General features: G+C 70.8%; 16 protein-coding genes. 10 read left to right on the top strand and 6 right to left on the bottom strand.

All coding sequences use genetic code 11. The features are described 5' to 3' along the window. The first annotated feature begins 69 nt into the window (after positions 1 to 69). Genes ACZ6JE_RS11830 through ACZ6JE_RS11845 form a run of 4 tightly spaced genes read left to right on the top strand, consistent with a single transcriptional unit; the run spans position 70 to position 4,428 of the window. The gene (locus ACZ6JE_RS11830; protein WP_464319052.1) at positions 70 to 891 is read left to right on the top strand and encodes a hypothetical protein; all 822 of its coding nucleotides are present in this window, start codon (positions 70 to 72) and stop codon (positions 889 to 891) included. Continuing rightward, the gene (locus tag ACZ6JE_RS11835; protein WP_464319053.1) at positions 888 to 3,224 is read left to right on the top strand and encodes an SDR family oxidoreductase; all 2,337 of its coding nucleotides are present in this window, start codon (positions 888 to 890) and stop codon (positions 3,222 to 3,224) included. The genes ACZ6JE_RS11830 and ACZ6JE_RS11835 overlap by 4 nt, the downstream gene beginning before the upstream one ends. 23 nt (positions 3,225 to 3,247) lie before the next feature. Then, positions 3,248 to 4,084, top strand: coding sequence for a ferritin family protein (locus ACZ6JE_RS11840; protein ID WP_192059146.1), 837 nt, complete (start codon positions 3,248 to 3,250; stop codon positions 4,082 to 4,084). Continuing rightward, entirely contained in the window at positions 4,081 to 4,428 is a 348-nt protein-coding gene (locus tag ACZ6JE_RS11845) for a helix-turn-helix domain-containing protein (protein ID WP_192059148.1), read from the top strand. The genes ACZ6JE_RS11840 and ACZ6JE_RS11845 overlap by 4 nt, the downstream gene beginning before the upstream one ends. On the opposite strand, the gene ACZ6JE_RS11850 is transcribed toward ACZ6JE_RS11845, so the two are convergent. The 4 genes from ACZ6JE_RS11850 to ACZ6JE_RS11865 all read right to left on the bottom strand — a co-directional run bounded on the left by ACZ6JE_RS11850 (position 4,406) and on the right by ACZ6JE_RS11865 (position 8,082). Next, positions 4,406 to 5,608: a GAF domain-containing protein gene (locus ACZ6JE_RS11850; RefSeq protein ID WP_464319054.1), complete on the bottom strand. Its 1,203-nt coding sequence runs from the start codon at positions 5,606 to 5,608 to the stop codon at positions 4,406 to 4,408. The genes ACZ6JE_RS11845 and ACZ6JE_RS11850 overlap by 23 nt on opposite strands. Positions 5,609 to 5,711: 103 nt before the next feature. Then, complete coding sequence (locus ACZ6JE_RS11855; RefSeq protein WP_243214097.1) at positions 5,712 to 6,311, bottom strand: hypothetical protein; 600 nt, start codon at positions 6,309 to 6,311, stop codon at positions 5,712 to 5,714. 148 nt (positions 6,312 to 6,459) lie between these two features. Beyond that, positions 6,460 to 7,038: a type 1 glutamine amidotransferase domain-containing protein gene (locus ACZ6JE_RS11860; protein WP_243214098.1), complete on the bottom strand. Its 579-nt coding sequence runs from the start codon at positions 7,036 to 7,038 to the stop codon at positions 6,460 to 6,462. 144 nt (positions 7,039 to 7,182) lie between these two features. Next, positions 7,183 to 8,082 (bottom strand): sugar-binding transcriptional regulator, encoded by a 900-nt coding sequence (locus tag ACZ6JE_RS11865; RefSeq protein WP_192059324.1) that lies wholly within the window; start codon positions 8,080 to 8,082, stop codon positions 7,183 to 7,185. Positions 8,083 to 8,321: 239 nt separating this feature from the next. Between ACZ6JE_RS11865 and ACZ6JE_RS11870 the strand changes: the two genes are divergently transcribed. The 4 genes from ACZ6JE_RS11870 to ACZ6JE_RS11885 all read left to right on the top strand — a co-directional run bounded on the left by ACZ6JE_RS11870 (position 8,322) and on the right by ACZ6JE_RS11885 (position 12,525). Further along, positions 8,322 to 10,022, top strand: coding sequence for a glycerol-3-phosphate dehydrogenase/oxidase (locus ACZ6JE_RS11870; RefSeq protein WP_279292972.1), 1,701 nt, complete (start codon positions 8,322 to 8,324; stop codon positions 10,020 to 10,022). A 155-nt stretch (positions 10,023 to 10,177) separates the two neighbouring features. Further along, positions 10,178 to 10,837, top strand: coding sequence for a GntR family transcriptional regulator (locus tag ACZ6JE_RS11875; RefSeq protein WP_192059158.1), 660 nt, complete (start codon positions 10,178 to 10,180; stop codon positions 10,835 to 10,837). 92 nt (positions 10,838 to 10,929) lie between these two features. Further along, positions 10,930 to 11,745 carry a hypothetical protein gene (locus tag ACZ6JE_RS11880; RefSeq protein WP_320479833.1) on the top strand — a complete coding sequence of 272 codons (816 nt, stop codon included), beginning with the start codon at positions 10,930 to 10,932 and terminating at the stop codon, positions 11,743 to 11,745. Between the two features lie 210 nt (positions 11,746 to 11,955). After that, positions 11,956 to 12,525, top strand: coding sequence for a manganese efflux pump MntP (locus ACZ6JE_RS11885; protein ID WP_463463342.1), 570 nt, complete (start codon positions 11,956 to 11,958; stop codon positions 12,523 to 12,525). A 23-nt stretch (positions 12,526 to 12,548) separates the two neighbouring features. On the opposite strand, the gene nadE is transcribed toward ACZ6JE_RS11885, so the two are convergent. Beyond that, positions 12,549 to 13,373: an ammonia-dependent NAD(+) synthetase gene (gene nadE, locus ACZ6JE_RS11890; protein ID WP_464319055.1), complete on the bottom strand. Its 825-nt coding sequence runs from the start codon at positions 13,371 to 13,373 to the stop codon at positions 12,549 to 12,551. Between the two features lie 249 nt (positions 13,374 to 13,622). Between nadE and ACZ6JE_RS11895 the strand changes: the two genes are divergently transcribed. Beyond that, positions 13,623 to 14,342 carry a hypothetical protein gene (locus tag ACZ6JE_RS11895; RefSeq protein ID WP_192059167.1) on the top strand — a complete coding sequence of 240 codons (720 nt, stop codon included), beginning with the start codon at positions 13,623 to 13,625 and terminating at the stop codon, positions 14,340 to 14,342. A gap of 155 nt (positions 14,343 to 14,497) precedes the next feature. After that, a complete protein-coding gene (locus ACZ6JE_RS11900; protein ID WP_192059170.1) occupies positions 14,498 to 15,784 on the top strand; it encodes an Nramp family divalent metal transporter in 1,287 nt (428 codons plus the stop codon). 69 nt (positions 15,785 to 15,853) lie between these two features. Here the strand turns inward: ACZ6JE_RS11900 and ACZ6JE_RS11905 are convergent. Then, on the bottom strand, positions 15,854 to 16,159 hold a 306-nt coding region (locus ACZ6JE_RS11905), incomplete at its 5' end, for a hypothetical protein (protein ID WP_464319056.1).

Genomic DNA, 16,159 nt, shown 5'->3' on the forward strand with positions numbered 1-16,159 from the left:
TCTGTAGGGCTCGCGACGTGCATCGTGCCCGAACCACCACACGAGAGCGTCACGAGAGGATCGCAGGCCTTGTCCACCCCGAGTGACCCCTACGACACCACCGACTTCGACATCCGCGAGTTCACCCTCACGGCCCAGGGCGCCTTCCGCGGCGAGCTCGAGCTCGACTCGTTCGCCACGGCGCCCCTCGGCGACGACACCCTCCGCCTGCTGCGCCACGTCGGGCGGCTCGAGAGCGCCACGATGGAGCACCTGCGCAACCTGCTCGTCACCGCGACCCACAAGGACGCCCGCGTCACGGCCTTCCTGGTCACCTGGGCCTTCGAGAAGTTCTGGATCGCCGACGCGATCGACGCTGTGCTCGAGTCGCACGGGCAGCCCCGCCTCAAGGAGGTCGACGAGGGCCCCCGCCGGCACAGCCCGTCCGAGGCCGTCGAGCGCCGCGGCCCGATCACGCGCGCCATCGAGGCCATGGGCAAGGGAGTTCCGATCGTCGCCGTGCACATGACCACCGGCCTCGTCGACGAGTGGGTCATGTCCGACGCCTACGACGTCCTGGTCGAGCGCGCCTCCGACCCGGCTCTGACGGCCGTCGTCGACCGCATCCGCGCCATCAAGGCGCGGCACGAGCGCTTCTTCGGCATCGAGTCGCGATGGCGTCTCGACGACTCGCCCCGCGCGGTCAAGCAGACCCGCGCCTCCCTGTCCACCGCGGTGCTGCCGATCGGCGCGATCGAGCGGGCCGACTCCGAACGGACCCTCTTCGACGCGCTCGTCTACGGCGGGGCCGAGGGGCACCTCAGGGCCGACGCCGTCGGCGAGCGGGTCGCAGCACTGCCCGGCCTCGACTCCACGATCGGTTCCACCGTCACACGAAAGCTCACCGCATGACCACCGCACTGCCCCCGTCCGTCCCCGGCTCGACCGAGGCGAGCCTGGGTTCCGCCCATGTGCTGCTCACCGGCGGCACCGGCTTCGTCGGCCAGGCGATCCTCGAGCGACTGCTCTCGACGCACCCCGACACCACCGTCACACTGCTGATCAGGCCCAAGGCGGGCACCCCGGCGCTCGGTCGACTGCGGCACCTGCTGAAGAAGCCGGTGTTCGCGACGTGGCGCGACCGCGTCGGGCCGGCCGAGGTCGAGCGCGCGCTGACCGAGCGCCTGCGCGTCATCGAGAGCGGACTGGGCTCGCTGCCCGAGCTGCCCGCCGACCTCGACGTCGTCATCCACAGCGCGTCGACCGTCTCGTTCGACCCGCCGATCGACCAGGCCTTCGACACGAACGTCGGCGGAGCCGTCGGTCTCTACGAGGCGCTCGGCCGTGCAGGTGGCGACCCGCACGTCGTGCACGTCTCGACCGCGTACGTCGGCGGCATCCGCAAGGGCGTGTTCCCCGAGGCCGCGCTCACCCACGACGTCGACTGGCGTGCCGAGTACGCCGCCGCCCGCGACGCCCGCGCCCGGGTCGAGGCGGCCTCGCGTCAGCCCGAGACGCTGCGCCGGTTCCTCGCCGAGGGTCGCATCGGTCATGGCAAGACCGGCCCGCAGGCCGTGTCGACCGCAGCCGAGGAGGCGCGGGTCGCCTGGGTCGCCGCCCGTCTCGTCGACTACGGCCGCACCCGGGCCGAGACCCTCGGCTGGACGGACGTCTACACGCTGACCAAGGCCTTCGCCGAGCGCGCCGCCGAGGAGCTCTGGGCCGAGAAGGGCCACCGCCTGTCGGTCGTGCGGCCGGCCATCGTCGAGAGCGCCCTCCGGCACCCGTTCCCCGGCTGGATCGACGGCTTCAAGGTCGCCGACCCGCTGATCATGTCGTACGCCCGCGGGCTGCTGCCCGAGTTCCCGGGGGTGCCCGACAGCGTGCTGGACATCGTGCCGGTCGACTTCGTCGTGAACGTGATCCTGACGGTCGCGGCGAACCCGACCCGCGCCTCCTCGGTGGGGATCGAGTCGGCGGCCGGCGACGCACCCGCGGGCGACGCCCAGTACTTCCACGTCGCGTCGGGCAACAGCAACCCGTTCCCGATCCTGCGGATGTTCGAGAACCTCAACACGTTCTTCACCGCGAACCCGCTGCCGCGCGACGAGCACACCTCGATCCCGGTCCCGACCTGGAACTTCCCGGGGGTGCGCAAGGTCGAGGGCGCCATCCGCATGAAGCAGCGGACGAACGACCTGCGCGAGAAGGTGCTGACGCGGCTGCCGTCGAACGCCCGCACGCGCACGGCCCTGACGGCCGTGCAGACGCGCCGCGCCGACCTCGAGTCGCTGCAGAGCCTGACCGATCTCTACCGGCACTACGTGCAGTCCGAGATCATCTTCGACGACCGCCGCACCCGCGCCCTGCACGCCGGTCTGCCCGCGGGGTCGCCCGAGAGCATCGGCTTCGACGTCACCGACATCGACTGGGAGGACTACTTCCAGACGGTGCACTTCCCGTCGATCACGGCGATGACGCGAGCCTTCTCGGTGCGCCCCGCCGCCACCGGGGCGGTCGCCGACACGAAGGCGCTCCCCCGCCGCGACGACGTCGTCGCCGTCTTCGACCTCGAGGGCACCGTGCTCGACTCGAACATCGTCGAGCAGTACCTGTGGGTGCGCTCGAACGGGTTCCGCAAGGCGGCCTGGCCGGGCGAGGTCGCGAGTCTGCTGACCGGCCTGCCCGCGTACCTCCGGGCCGACGCCCGCGACCGCGGCGAGTTCATCCGCTCGTTCCTCCGGCGGTACAGCGGCATGCCTGTCTCCCGTCTGCAGAACGTCGTGTCGTCGACCGGCTACGCCGAGACCGTCCGCCGGCACACCCTGCCCGACGCCCTGGCCCGCATCGCCGAGCACCGCGCCGCCGGTCACCGCACGGTGCTGGTCACGGGTTCGATCGGCAGCCTCGCGGCGCCGCTCGCCTCGCTCTTCGACGAGGTCGTCGCGAGCACGATGCACTCGCGCGACGGCGTCTACACGGGTTACCTCGCCCAGCCGCCGCTCGTCGACGAGGCCCGGGCGGCCTGGCTCTCGCAGTACGCGAGCGAACTCGGAATCGACCTCGCAGGCTCGTACGGATACGGTGACTCTCACGCCGACCTCGTCTGGCTCGAGCTCCTCGGCAACCCGTCCGCTGTGAATCCCGACGCCAATCTCGCACGCGAAGCGCTCCGAAGAAGATGGAGCATCCGCGATTGGAATCGTGGCGGCAACTCAGCGAAAGGAGATGGAGGCAGGGCCTGACGCCCGCGCCTCCTGAACACGGCATGGCATTCGACATCGACAAATTCGCCGCGACGAGCGAGCGGATCACGTGGGACGACCTCGACCTCGACCACTTCAAGCAGAACCCGCTGTCGGCCGACTCGCTGCGCACGCTCCGGTACATGGCCGACGTCGAGTACCACACGGTCTGCTACACGCGTGATCTGCTGACTACCCCCTCGCACAAGGAGGACGACGTCTCGACCTTCATGACGATGTGGAACCGCGAGGAGTTCTGGCACGGCGAGGCCCTCGCCGCCATCCTCGAGGTGCACGGCGTCAAGGTCGACTACGACCAGCTGCGCGCCAACCGTCTGAAGCTCGGCTGGCGCGACCGCCTCGACCCCGTCAAGCAGGGTCTGCTCGGCAAGTTCGTCGGCTCCGACTTCGTCGCCGTGCACATGTCGTGGGGCGCCGCGAACGAGTACTCCGCCGTCGCGGCCTACAAGCGCATGGCCGAGCTCGAACAGGACCCGGTGCTCGCCGAGCTGCTGCGTCGCATCGCCAAGCAGGAGGCGCGGCACGTGGCCTTCTACGTCTCGCAGGCCCGAGAGCGCCTGCTCAAGAGCAAGAAGGCTCAGAAGCTGACCCGGTTCCTGCTGTCGAAGGTCTGGGCTCCCGTCGGCTCGTCGATCATGGAGCTCGACGACGTCAAGTTCGTCTTCGGTCAGCTGATGAGCGGCGTCGACGGTCGCAAGGCCGCCGCGAAGCTCGACCAGAACATCTCGAACCTGCCCGGCATGAGCGGGCTGACGATCTTCCAGAAGGCCCTCGACGGCCTCGGGGTCCGAGCGGACGCCGGTGCCTCGACCGGTGCCGGTTCGGTCGCCACCGCGTGAAGACCAGTCACCTGAGGCACTTCCTCGTGGCCGCCGAGGTGCTGCACTTCCCGGTCGCGGCCGACAAGCTCGGCATCTCGCGGCAGAAGCTCGAGTCGTCGATCGAGGCGCTCGAGCTCGAGTTCGGTCAGAAGCTGTTCGACCGCGACGCGTCGCCCTACCGCCTGACGAAGGCGGGGCAGGCGGCGATCGTCGTCGCCGAAGAGGAGCTGGCCAGCCCCTCGACCCCGCCGCCGCCGCCTGCTCCCCCCGGCGGCGGCAAGGCGAAGGCGAGCAAGGGCAAGGGTCGGACCCCCGCGGTCAAGGGTCAGCCCAAGCCGTTCAAGAAGCGTCAAGGGCGCTGACGCGCAGTTCGCGTTGCACGGCGAGAGCCAGCTCGCGCAGCAGCACCAGATCGACGCCTTCGACGCCCCGGGGCTCGGCGTCGACCACGCACAGCGCTCCGATGCGGACCCCGTCGTCGGTCTCGATCGGATGCCCGGCGTAGAACCGGACGGAGGGGTGCGACACGAAGCGGTCGTCGCGCCACGCGTCGGGCACGACAAGGGGTCGCCCGCTGCGGATCGTGTGGGCGCAGAACGAGTCGACGACGGGCATCTCGGTGAGTGACGACCCCGAGACGGCCTTGTTCCAGTGCCGGTCCTCGGTGATCAGCGAGAAGGCGGCGCCCTGCGCCCCGAGCAGGGTCCGAGCCCGCTCGACGATGTCGTCGAATCTCTTCTCGGCGGGCGTGTCGAGCAGCCCCAGCGATCGGATCGCCTCGACGCGGCGATCGACGCTCTGCGGTGCATGACGGGAGGCACGGGCCCCCTGTCCGTCGGCCACGCCGATGTCCACGATCGGCGCCGCGACCTCGGCGAGGGCTGCACCCCACGCCTGATACCGAGCGGTGTCGCCTGAACGGTCGTCGCTTCCGCCGGGCATCTCGGGGGCCGGCATGACGCGCACAGCGGGTCGCTCCGCGCAGAGGGCCCGGGTCGTCTCGTTCAGGAGCCGCGCGTGCCGGTCGACGACACCGCCGGGCGCGGCGCCGAAGCGGGGGACGGTGCTCGGCGGCTGGATGCCCGTCACGATCACCCCGGTGGAGGGACCGGTCGCGCGATCCACCGCGTCGAGCAGTCGGGACATCCCCCGACGCCACTTCTCCGGCGGCAGCAGTCTCAGGGCGTCGCTCATCCCCAGCACGACGACCACGACGTCGTAGCCGCAGAGCTCGCGGTCCGGCAGGTGGTCGGCGGAGGTCGCGACCGTCATGTCGGCGTCGGCGAACGCGTCGACGTCGACGCCGCGACCGGTCAACGCCGACAGGCTCCGGGCCAGATGCCCGGGGATGGCGAGGTCGTGGCAGCGGACACCCCAGCCGACGGCCGGGCCGTTGCCGAAGACGAGCACCCGGTCGGGGTCGACGCCCGGTGCGTGCACGTGCGGAGAGTCGTCGGGCCGAGGGCGGGTCGTGAGGTCGTCGACCACCCGGTATCGACCGCGGAAGAACGGTCGGAGCGCACGGGCGAGGATGCTCGTCATTCTCTGCTCCTCCGACACCCGGAGCGACCGGGTCGGTCTCCTCGCGGCAGGGCGGTGACCCTGCATTCGTAGCTAACGACTATCCGCGCCCAGCGCAGACGACTCAACCCCCAGTCGGGGGCGCAGACCGCCGGTCGCCCAGAGCGGCGAGGTCGTCGCCGAGCCCCGCGAGGCGCGAGGCCCTGTCGTCGCGGTAGTCGTCGTCGACGACGACCTGCCGCGCCCTGACGCGGGTCACGACGGCCGACCCGACGTCGCCCCAGGCGCGTTCGACGGCGGACGCCACGATGCCGTCGACGTAGTCGTGGTCGTCGCGGAGCTCGTCGAGGCGGTCGGCCACGCCGACGTAGGCGTTCTCACGGAACCAGAGCGTGCCGTCGTCGCCCGGTCGGTAGTCGTGCTGGTGACGCGAGCGACCACGGGCCCGCAGGGCCTTCGACCGTTCGCCGGCGATGCGGGTGTTCTGCGCCCGCTGCTCTTCGGCGAGGCGGTGCAGGGTGCGGCGGACGGCGGCGGCCGTCTCGTCGTGGTCGAAGGTCTCGCCGTCGCGGAGCGCGTGCACGACGATGCGGTTCGCCACCGTCACGACGGCGGCGGCCCGGGCGATGAGCAGGGCCTCGCCCACGGCACGATCGAGCGCGCCCTGGTCGACCGGTGCCGGCGTCGACGTCGACGTCTCGCTGCGCGTCTTCCCCCACTTCATGGCGGGACTCCCTCTCGTCGTGCGGACTGGCGTCGAGTCGAGCAGAGTCGACCTCCCTCATTAAAGACCTCCCGCCCCGGGCCGGCGGACCGGTTCGGGGCGGGAGGTCGACGGGACGGCCGCGGCGCGGGACGCCGGCCGACCCGTCTCAGCTGTCGGCGGGTCGCTCCGACGCCGCGGCCGTCGTCAGCTCGCGGACGAAGTCGTCGAGGTCGTCCGGGGTCCGCGACGTGACGAGGGTGAACCCCTTCTCGACGTCGGTGATCACCGGGGCGTCCGACCACGAGCCTCCGGCGTTGCGGATGTCCGTCGTCAACGACGGGAACGACGTCAGCTCCTTGCCCTCGACCAGACCGGCTTCGACGAGCAGCCACGGGCCGTGGCAGATCGCGGCGATGGGACGGCCCGAGGCCGCGAACGACGAGGCGATCGAGACCGCCCCCGCGTCCTGCCGGAGCGTGTCGGCGTTGATGGTGCCGCCGGGCACGAGCAGCAGGTCGAACTCGGAGGCGTCGACCTCCTCGATGGTCGTGTCGGGCCGGACCGCCTCGCCCGGGTCCTTGTCGCCGACGAGCGTCTCGACGGGCGCGGTCGACTGGGCGGCGACCACGACCGTGGCGCCCGCGTCGCGGAGCGCGCGCGTCGGAACGACGAGCTCGTCCTGCTCGACGCCGTAGTTGGTGACGATCGCGAGTACGCGACGTCCGGTGAGATCCGTGCTGGCCATGGGGCTCCTCCTTCAGGCCCGCTGCGGCGGGCCGATCGATGACCCGTCCCGTCTACGCCCCGAGGCTGAACCGCCGCTCTGCGAGGTGTCCCCCGGGATCACGCGCGCTGCCCGACGTCGTCGACCCGCGCCTCCTCGGCCCGGTCAGCTGGCCAGCAGCGCCCGCGCAGTGCCCTCGTCGATGATCAGGTCGGTCACCAGACCGGCGGCGAGCGTCCCGCGGACGGCCGCCACCTTGGCGGTGCCGGCGACGACGCAGACCCGTCTCGGCACTCGGCGGATGGTCGCGAGGTCCGGCCCGCTGCCCCGCGCGTTCAGCGCGATGTCGACCGACGAGCCGTCCTCCCGGAAGAACACCGTCGCCACGTCGCCCACGACCCGGTCGTGCTCGAGGCTCGACTGGTCGCTGTCCTCGAGGTAGGCGCCCGAGTAGACGTGGCTCGGCACGAGGGCGCCCCGCGCGCCGACGCCGAAGACGACGAGGTCCATCCGCTCGTGCAGCTCGAGTACGCGCCGGGTGCTGCGCTCGCGCCAGAGCGCGCGCTTCGTCGCCGGGTCGTCGAAGAACGCCGGCACCGGGAACTGCTGGATGACCGCGCCGTAGGCGTGCCCGAAGCGGCGGAGGATCTCGCTTGCGTACTCGATGCCCGTGGTGCGCGTGTTGGCCGCGCCGTTCAGCTGCACGATCAGCGAGTTGTGGGTCGCCTTCGGCACGAGGTAGCGGCTGATGGCGCTGAGCGTCGACCCCCAGGCGACGCCGATCACCATGTTCGAGTCGACGTAGGGCGTGAGCGTCCGTGCAGCGGAGAGGGCGACGCGGTCGAGACGGTCGACGTCGCTGGCCTGGTCGGGCACCGGCACGACGTGGGCGACCACGCCGAAGCGGTGCTGCACGGCCTCGCCGACGACGGTCGCCTGGTCGAGCGGCGACTTGATCTGGATGTCGACCAGACCCGTGTCGCGGGCCGATTTCAGGAGGCGCGAGACCGACGAGCGGGACGTCCCCAGCTCATGGGCGATCGCCTCCATCGTGAGGTCCTGCATGTAGTACAGGTGCGCCGCCCGCAGGGCGTCCTGCGTCTTGTCGGGCGAGAGCAGATCAGTCACGACGGCCTCCGTGCACGTTTGTGCAGATACGTTGCACCCATGGGAACACGGGTCGACGATAGACGATACCGGCGCGAGCCGCCGGCCGACCCCGTCGGACACACGCAACGCGAAAGAAGCTCCCTGTGACTGCGTCAAAGAAGACTGAACCCGCACGGCCCAACGTCGCCCGGATCATGGACCGCCCCACCGCCAAGGTCCTGGTCGTCGGCGGCGGCATCAACGGCATCGCCACGTTCCGCGACCTCGCCCTGCAGGGCGTCGACGTCGTGCTCGTCGAGCGCAACGACTACGCCTCGGGCGCCTCCGCCGCGTCGTCGCACATGATCCACGGCGGCATCCGCTACCTCGAGAACGGCGAGTTCCGACTCGTCCGCGAGAGCGTCGAGGAGCGCAACGGCCTGCTGAAGATCGCGCCGCACTACGTCAAGCCCCTGCAGACGACGATGCCGATCTTCTCGACGTTCTCGGGCATCCTGAACGCCCCGCTGCGCATGCTCACGCACAAGCAGCGCTCGACGAAGGAGCGCGGCGCGCTCCTCATCAAGGTCGGCATGACCCTGTACGACTCCTTCTCGCGCGACGGCGGCTCGGTGCCCCGTCACCAGTTCCGCACCGGCAAGGCCGCGCTGAACGACATGCCCGCGCTGAACAAGGGCGTCAAGTACACCGGCACGTACTACGACGCGTCGGTGCACGAGCCCGAGCGACTCGCCCTCGACGTGCTGAAGGACGGCCTCGCCGCCGGCGACCACGCCCGCAGCGCCAACTACGTCGAGGCGATCGGATCGCGCGACGGCGGAGTCCTGCTGCGCGACGTCGTGAGCGGCGCCGAGTTCGTCGTGAAGGCCGACGTCGTGATCAACGCCTCCGGCCCCTGGACCGACCTCACCAACGCGGCGTTCGGCGGGGAGTCCGCCTACATGGGCGGCACCAAGGGATCGCACATCGTCGTCGACAACGCCGAGCTGCTCGAGGCGACCCGCGGTCGCGAGATCTTCTTCGAGAACAACGACGGCCGCATCGTGCTCATCTACCCGCTGAAGGGCCGCGTGCTGATCGGCACGACCGACATCGACGCCGACCCGTCGCAGCCGGCCGTCTGCACCGAGGAGGAGGTCGACTACTTCTTCGATCTCGTCAAGCACGTGTTCCCGCAGATCGACGTGACCCGCGAGCACATCGTCTACCGCTACTCGGGCATCCGTCCGCTTCCGCGTCACGAGGACACCGCCCCCGGCTTCGTCTCGCGCGACTACCGGATCGTCGAGACCCCCATCCAGGGGCTCCCCTCCTCGACGGTGCTGAGCCTCGTCGGCGGCAAGTGGACGACGTTCCGCGCCCTGTCGGCGCACCTGTCGACCGAGGCCACGAACCGCCTGGGCGTCACGCGCACGGTCGACACGACCGGCATGGAGATCGGCGGCGGCAAGGGCTTCCCCACCACCGACTCCGCGCGCACCACGTGGATCGCCGCCCACGCCGACGGTCTCGACCGCGCGCAGGTCGACCGGCTGCTGACCCGCTACGGCACCCGCGCCTCCTCGGTGATCGACGTGCTGCTCGACCAGCCGTCGGAGCCGCTGGCCAGCCACCCCGAGCTGACCCGCGCCGAGATCGCGTACTTCGCTCAGCACGAAGACGCCGTGCACCTGGCCGACGTCGTCCTGCGCCGAACGAACCTCGCGTTCGTGGGCGGTGTCACGATCGAGCTGCTGACCGAGATCGCCGACGTGCTGGGCGAGGCCCTCGGCTGGGACGCCGACCGCCACGAGGCCGAGATCGCCGACACGCTCGAGGTGCTCCGCACATCGCACGGCGTCGAGGTCGGCTCGCAGCACGTCCCGAGCGCGACGGGCACCCCCGCCGCCTCGTGACCGGTGAGCGTCGGGCCCCCTGAGCCGGACCGACCGCGACCCGCACTCCCCCGAGAACCCACCCCCGCAGCCCTGCGGCGGGTGGGTTCTCGGCATCCGGTGTCGGAGGACTCGTCTAGAGTCGTTCCCACACACCCGTGATGAATGGAGTCCGCATGCCGATCCCCAGCACGCCCCCGGCCGCCGAACGGCAGCTGCTGCGCGACACGGTCCGCGCGCGCATCCGTGACGCGATCGTCGACGGCACGCTCGAGCCCGGCGAGAGACTCCACGACGAAGAGCTGATCGCCTGGCTGCAGGTCTCACGCACGCCGATCCGCGAGGCGCTCGGCGATCTGGTCCGCGCCGGCCTGGTCGAGATGGCCCCCAACCGCTACACCCGCGTCGCGACCCCGAACGCCGACGAGGCCGTCGAGTCGATCCAGACCCTGGGCGTGCTCTACGGCGGCGCGGTCCGACTCGCCGTCCCCCGCCTGTCGGCCACCGTGCTGAAGCAGATCGTCACCGCCATCGACGGCTGCCTCGTCGACCTCGAGAACGAAGACGGCCCGGCCCTCAACGCGCACGCCGTCGCCCTGTTCGCCCTCTACGTCGAGCAGTGCGGCAACGCGTCGCTGCAGAAGGTCAGCCGCGACGTCACGGACGGGCTCGCCTACAAACTGCGGGTGCCGAACATCGTCGAAGTGCTCAACTGGTCCGAGATGCCGGCGGCGTTCCGTCTGCTGCGTCAGGCGACCATCGATCGCGACCCCATCAAGGCCGAGCTGGCGGCCGAGGCGCTGCACGAGCTGCCGGGCGCACGACCCGTCGAATAGCACCCCGGCGCTGCGCGGCCCGTGCGTCCGACCGGGTGATCGGCAAGGGCCGGGCCTACTACGCTTGCTCCGACCGATTGGACACCTTCGCCGTGACAGACATGAGCCTCCGGCTCCCGACGACCCGGTTCCGGGCCGTGTTCGCCCTGGGCAACCGACCCGCCGCCGCTCTGCCGGTGCCCACACTGCTGGGCAAGCCGAACCTCTACGGCGAGTTCGACGACGAGACGGGCCAGAGCACTCTCTACGTCGGCTTCGGCACCGGGCAGATCCATCTCGAGTCCGACGGTTCGAACCTCGCGTTCCACTATCACGACGCCGCCGGCGACGACACCGACATCAGCCCGTGGAACACCGCCGACACCGCGATGCTCGTCCAGTGGTCGACCCAGCTGCTGCAGGACTTCCACCGCCTGCTGCCCGGGCTGCTCGACGACGTCGACGACGCCGCGGCCTGGCACGACGTCGGGCTCGACCTCTGGGTCTGCGAGGTCGAAGAGCCCGCCAAGCTCGATCTGATCGAGGTCGACATCGAGGGCGAGCTGCTCACCCTCCCCTGGCTCGGGGCCGGGCACGTCGAGCACGACCACGTCGACGAGTCGGTGTTCGGGGCCCGAGACGGCTCGGTCGACGGCGAACGCGAGCACCCGATCGCCCTGCTCTGGGCGGCCGACCCGAACGCGAGCCCCGACAGAGCCATCGCCGAGGCCTGGCTCACACCGGGCACCGAGCAGCCCGTCACCAGGGCGCTGCCCGGCATCGACTGGGAGGCCATCGGCTGGCCGGCCGACGAGGTCCTCGCGTGGCTCGAGGGCATCTACCTGAACCACCACGTGCTGCCCGACCCGGCGGGCACCATCCTCACCGGCGTGCTCGAACGACTGGGCGGCATCGACGGCACCGACTGAGGTTCGCCTCGCGGCAGGCCGCCTCTCGGTGGGGTGAAGCCGCGAATTCGGACTCCCGAACATCTCTGATCAGGGCTTTTTCGGCGCTCCGGCCCTCTGGGGCATGGCAGGATCGGGGGGTTCGTCGGCACCGCAGCCGCGCCTCCTCGTCTCATCGCGCCGTGCTGCGCGATCGCGCTCGCGCGCGCCCGCTGAAAGGTCGTCACCCTCGTGTCGTTCTGGACCCTCCTCCTCATCGCCGTCGGCGTCTCCGCCGACGCCTTCGCCGTGGCCCTCGGCAAGGGGCTGCACATGCGGAGGTTCTCGGCCCGGAACGCCGTCGTGATCGCCCTCACGTTCGGCGCGTTCCAGGCGCTCATGCCGCTGCTCGGCTGGCTGCTCGGATCGGCGTTCGCGTCATACATCGCCGACATCGATCACTGGATCGCCTTCGGCCTCCTCGCGCTGATCGGCGGCAAGATGCTCCACGAGGCGTTCTCGACGAAGGACGACGTCGACGAGGACACCGACCGTCTGCCGCTCCGTGAGCTGCTGGTGCTCGCCCTGGCGACCAGCATCGACGCTCTCGCCGTCGGCGTGACCCTGGCCTTTCTGCCGGTGTCGATCGTCGGGGCCATCGCCGTCATCGGCGTGACGACGACCGTCCTGGCGTTCGTCGGCGTCGTCGTCGGTCGGCGGGTCGGCTCGCGTTTCGGCAAGCCCGCCGAGATCGCCGGCGGGATCATCCTGATTCTGATCGGGCTGAACATCCTGCTCGATCACCTCGGCGTCTTCGGCTGAGCCTCAGCGTCTCCGGCTGAGGCTCAGCGGCGCCACCAGGTGTCGAACGGCGAGGCGGGCACCCGGCGCTTGTGCTCGGTCGCGAGGTAGCGCGCCTCGATCAGCTCGGCGACGTCGTCGGCGATGTCGCCGCCCTCGAGATAGGTGTCGATGTCGTCGTAGGTCAGCCCGAGGTTGGCCTCGTCGGTCTGACCGGGTGTGTCGTCGAGCAGATCGGCGGTGGGCGCCTTCTCGTAGAGACGGGCGGGGGCGCCGAGGTGGGCCAGCAGCGCCTTGCCCTGGCGCTTGCTGAGACCGGTGAGCGGCACGAGGTCGACCCCGCCGTCGCCGTACTTGGTGAAGAACCCGGTCAGCGCCTCGGCCGCGTGATCGGTGCCGACCACGAGCAGCCTGCGCTCGCCCGCCAGGGCGTACTGCGCCACCATGCGGGTGCGGGCCTTGACGTTGCCCTTGGTGAAGTCGCTGAGCGCCACGCCTGTGGCGTCGGCGTGGTCGCGGGCGATGCCGTCGACGCCGTGCTGGATGTTGACGGTGACGCCGTCGGACCCGGCGATGAACTGCAGGGCGAGCTGCGCATCGGCCTCGTCGGCCTGCACCTTGTAGGGCATGCGCACGGTGACGAGCTCGGCGGAACCGCCGTCGGCTCGGACGGCCTCGACCGCGAGCTGGCAGAGGCGCCCGGCGAGCGTCGAGTCTTGGCCGCCGCTGACGGCGAGGACGAAGCCGGCCGCGCCGGTCTTCGCGAGGTAGTCGCGCAGGAACGCGACACGTGCCTCGACCTCGGTGGCCGGGTCGATCACGGGACGGACGGACAGCTCGGCGACGATCTCGGCCTGGAGTGCTCTCATGCCAGAACGATACCCATCACCGCCGACACTCGTGAAGTCTCCGAGTCGAGGAGGCGCGGGTCAGCTCGAGCGGCCCATCGCGATGAACGCGGCCGCGACCAGGCCGAGACCGGCGACGGTCATGGCGCTGATGAGGATGGTGAAGAAGAGCTCGGTCATGGGGGTCTCCGTCCGATCGGGTGCGGGGTCTCGGACGATCCTGTCACGGGCCGCATGGTAGAACGGTGGTCGGACCACCGAGAGGCTTCTGTGCAGTCGACCCGCACCTCCTTCCGTTCGTCGCTCGGGCTCGTGGCGGTCGTCGCGGTCGCCGTCGGGCTGGCCGGCTGCTCCGCCCCCGAGGGGCCCCGCGGCACGGTCGCGGCCGCCGAGCTCGAGGGGCTCCTGCCCGGTGCCGACGAGGTCTCCGCCGCCACCGACGACGAGGGAGGCGCGTGGCGGCTCGAGCAGGCGACCTCGGTGGACGGCACCTCGGCCCCCGACCCTGCGGCGGGCTCCGACGCGGCATCGGGCGCGGGTGACGGCGACCTCGGGATCTGCGCGATGGACTTCCGGAGCTTCACGGCGGCCGAGACCCTGCCGTCCGCCTCGGCGGTGTTCACCCGCGAGCGTCAGCAGTTCACGACCGGCGTCGTCTCGCGTGACGACGCGGCTGCGTACATCGCGGCCCTCCGCGACGAGCTGGCCGGCTGCCCCGCGACGACGACCGCGGGCGTCAGCGGCACGGAGAGCAGCTTCACGCTGACCCCGTTCGACGAGCCGCTCGCCGAGGCCGACGAGTCCGCCGCCGTCTGCTTCGGCTACGCCGCGTCGTTCGGCGGCGCCCCCGCCCGCGGTCACGCCTGCCAGGTGGCGCAGGGCGATCTCGTCACGCTGTCGTGGGTGCTGGCGCCGACCGACCGCGAGGCGCTCGACGCGGCCGCGTTCGCCCGTCTGGTCGATCTGTCGGTGGCGACCAGCGCCTCCTGAAGCGCTCGACGCCGTCGCGCCCGGGTGGCGCGAGACACGCGCACCCGCTTGACTGGGGTGGACGACGCGCGACGCGTGTCGCCCAGGTCGAGCAGCGACGCCCGGACCGGAGGCACTGCTCGACGTTCGATGACGAACGATCCGAGAGGAACCCCATGGCCGCCAGCCCGGACATCCCGCGCACCGACGACCTGACCACCCCCGTCTCCGCCAAGCGGTGGCGCATCATCGGACCCGGCCTCGTCGTCGCGGCCACCGGCATCGGAGCGGGCGACCTCGTCGCCACCCTGGTCGCCGGGTCGCGGTTCGGCTACGCGCTGGCCTGGACGGTCGTGATCGGCGTCGTGATCAAGATCGCGCTGGTCGAGGGGGCCGGTCGCTGGTCGCTCGCGACGGGCCGCACGATCTTCGAGGGCTGGCGGTCGCTCGGCCGGTGGACGAGCGTCTACTTCGGCGTCTACATCGTCGTCTGGGGGTTCGTCTACGGTGCGGCCGCGATGAGCTCGTCGGCCCTGCCCCTGCAGGCGCTGTTCCCCGCCGTCGATCTGAAGGTCTTCGCCATCGGGGCCGGGGTGCTCGGCGGAGTGATGGTGTGGTTCGGCCGGTACTCGTTCTTCGAGAAGGTCATCGCGTTCTTCGTGGGCGTGATGTTCGTCACGGTGGTCGGGTCGGCGATCGTGACCCTGCCCAACCTCGGCGACATCCTCACCGGTCTCGTGCCGACCATCCCCGAGGGCGGGCTCGTCGTGGCCCTCAGCGTCACCGGTGGCGTCGGCGGCACGATCACCCTCGCCGCGTACGGCTACTGGCTGCGCGAGAAGGGCTGGAACAGCCCCGGGTGGATGCGCGTCATGCGCCTCGACAACGGGGTCGCGTATGTCGTCAGCGGGGTCTTCGTGTTCTCGATGCTGGTCGTCGGCGCCGAGCTGCTGCACTCGGCCGACATCGCCCTGGCCGACGGCGAGGGCGGGCTCGTGCAGCTCGCGGCCGTGCTCGGCGAGCGGTATGGCACGTTCATGACGTGGTTCTTCCTGATCGGGTTCTTCGCGACGTCGTTCTCGTCGATCCTCGGGGTGTGGAACGGCGTCTCGCTGATGTTCGCCGACTTCGTGGGCACCCTGCGCGGTCTCGACGCCGACGATCCGCGTCGCCGCATCGGCGGAACCTACTACCGCGCGTTCGTGATCTGGCTGACGGTGCCGCCGATGGCGATCCTGTTCCTCGACCGGCCGATCGGCCTGATCGTGCTCTACGGCGTGCTGGGCGCGCTGTTCATGCCGTTCCTCGCGATCACGCTGCTCTGGCTGCTGAACTCGTCGCGGACTCCCGCCGAGTGGCGCAGCCGCTGGCTGAGCAACACGATGATGACGATCTGCGCCGTGCTGTTCGTGGTGCTCGGGGTGCAGCAGCTCGTGACCGAGGTCGGCAAGCTGTTCGCCTGACCGGCTGCGCCCGGGAAGCCGAGGAGGCGCGGGTCCAGTCGACCCGCGCCTCCTCGTCTCTCTGTGCGACTACTCCGCGGTGTTGAAGCGGATCGTCTCGCTGCCGTTCGCGATGTCGGCACGCTCGCTGGTGACCGTGAAGGTCACCGGGGCGGTCCCGACCCAGCGGCGGACCGTCCACGAACCGTCGTACTGCACGGTCGCGACCGACGGTGCAGCCGAGGTGCCGTCGCTGATCGAGACCTTCGACCACGTCGTGCCGGTGCCGGTGAAGGTCACCCAGCCCGCGACGTCGTGACTGGCACCGTCCAGCGGTGCCGTGACGACGAGGTCACCCTGGGCGACCCGGTCCGAGAACAGACGCAGCGTCTGCTT

The organism is Frigoribacterium sp. AC759 (assembly GCF_979256015.1).

Bases quoted from the DNA above. Each gene is read 5' to 3' on its own strand.
- ACZ6JE_RS11870 (WP_279292972.1), top strand. From the start codon at position 8,322: ATGGACCGCCCCACCGCCAAGGTCCTGGTCGTCGGCGGCGGCATCAAC.
- ACZ6JE_RS11875 (WP_192059158.1), top strand. From the start codon at position 10,178: ATGCCGATCCCCAGCACGCCCCCGGCCGCCGAACGGCAGCTGCTGCGC.
- ACZ6JE_RS11865 (WP_192059324.1), bottom strand. From the start codon at position 8,082: ATGCAGGACCTCACGATGGAGGCGATCGCCCATGAGCTGGGGACGTCC.
- ACZ6JE_RS11840 (WP_192059146.1), top strand. From the start codon at position 3,248: ATGGCATTCGACATCGACAAATTCGCCGCGACGAGCGAGCGGATCACG.
- ACZ6JE_RS11835 (WP_464319053.1), top strand. From the start codon at position 888: ATGACCACCGCACTGCCCCCGTCCGTCCCCGGCTCGACCGAGGCGAGC.
- ACZ6JE_RS11900 (WP_192059170.1), top strand. From the start codon at position 14,498: ATGGCCGCCAGCCCGGACATCCCGCGCACCGACGACCTGACCACCCCC.
- ACZ6JE_RS11855 (WP_243214097.1), bottom strand. From the start codon at position 6,311: ATGAAGTGGGGGAAGACGCGCAGCGAGACGTCGACGTCGACGCCGGCA.
- nadE (WP_464319055.1), bottom strand. From the start codon at position 13,373: ATGAGAGCACTCCAGGCCGAGATCGTCGCCGAGCTGTCCGTCCGTCCC.
- ACZ6JE_RS11850 (WP_464319054.1), bottom strand. From the start codon at position 5,608: ATGACGAGCATCCTCGCCCGTGCGCTCCGACCGTTCTTCCGCGGTCGA.
- ACZ6JE_RS11860 (WP_243214098.1), bottom strand. From the start codon at position 7,038: ATGGCCAGCACGGATCTCACCGGACGTCGCGTACTCGCGATCGTCACC.